We start from the raw sequence: 1248 nt of genomic DNA on the forward strand, positions 1-1248 counted from the left end.
TCAGTTATCAGTTATCAGTTATCAGTTATCAGTTATCAGTTATCAGTTATCAGTTATCAGTTATCAGTTATCAGTTATCAGTTATCAGTTATCAGTTATCAGTTATCAGTTATCAGATTTGAGTTTTGAGCAGTATGTATTAAGTGAGCCTCATCCTACTGTCTTTTCACTGATTACTGTTTACTGATCACTGAAAATGCCAGTTTCCTACTGTCTTTTCACTGATTACTGATTACTGTTTACTGACCACTGAATTAGGAGTGATCCCTTGACTTTTGCGGCGGCTTGGGTTATGATGTTCTTACAATGGGACTGTTGTGTTTATAAGAAGCTGCTTAGATTCCAATTGTTAGTAAATTCTTTTAAAAATATTTTCTCAAAATCTGCAAAAAAAAGCAAGCAAAATTTTGCCGTCAATTGTTAAGTTTTGTTAAGAAAAATAGCAAGAGCGGCAAGGAATAGAAATCCCTTACCGTTGACTTTAGCCGGACTCACCACTTCTTATAGGATAAAAACTTACCCGACATGGTAATTTTAACACGATCGCCTTTAGGGTCTTCCTCCTTATCCACGTCGAGGGTAAAATCGATCGCACTCATAATACCATCACCGAATTTTTCATGAATTACCGATTTTAGGGGCATTCCATACACCTGCATGATCTCATAGAAACGATAAATCAGGGGATCGGTGGGGACAACCGGACCCAATCCCTTGACAGGATACTCGGTTAAGGATGGGATGATTTCGGTTCCCAGTCCCAAAGCTGCCACAATTTTCGTTGCTTCCTCTGGGGAGGCGCTCGCTTGCCGGTAAAAAACAGCGGCAATCCACACCTCATCTCTCCCTAGAATCGCTTCTAGGTCAGCGAAACTGAGGCCGTTTTCCTTCTTCGCTTCCAATAGTTTTGCGGTAATTTCGGGTATCATTGCTTATTTTTGCAGAATTTGTCTGCTTCTAGTTTACCTGAACATCAATTATATAAGTAAAAGTTATAACATTGATAAAAAAAACATTTCTTAAAACCCCTTTACATAACTATAAAAAGCCGATAGTATTAACTCATGTCAAACGACGAACCTTGACAACCTAATACATACAGAAATTATCCAACCATGACTACCACTCTACAACAGCGCGAGAGCGCTTCCCTGTGGGAGCAGTTCTGCCAGTGGATCACCAGCACCAACAACCGTCTTTATGTCGGCTGGTTCGGTGTCATCATGATCCCCACCCTGCTCACCGCCA

2 protein-coding genes and 1 pseudogene are annotated in these 1248 nt (G+C 40.4%); 2 read left to right on the plus strand and 1 reads right to left on the minus strand.

What is annotated here, in order from left to right; genetic code table 11:
* The coding region (locus IQ242_RS25115; protein ID WP_193961828.1) for a hypothetical protein at window positions 1-187 on the plus strand (187 nt) is incomplete at its 5' end.
* A gap of 304 nt (window positions 188-491) precedes the next feature.
* Here the strand turns inward: IQ242_RS25115 and cynS are convergent.
* A complete protein-coding gene (gene cynS, locus IQ242_RS25120; protein ID WP_193961827.1) occupies window positions 492-929 on the minus strand; it encodes a cyanase in 438 nt (145 codons plus the stop codon).
* A gap of 186 nt (window positions 930-1115) precedes the next feature.
* Here cynS and IQ242_RS25125 point away from each other — a divergent pair.
* A pseudogene (locus IQ242_RS25125) lies at window positions 1116-1248 on the plus strand (photosystem II q(b) protein); the annotation flags it as partial.

The sequence above is a fragment of the Microcystis sp. LEGE 08355 genome (genome assembly GCF_015207185.1).
GTDB lineage: Bacteria > Cyanobacteriota > Cyanobacteriia > Cyanobacteriales > Microcystaceae > Microcystis > Microcystis panniformis.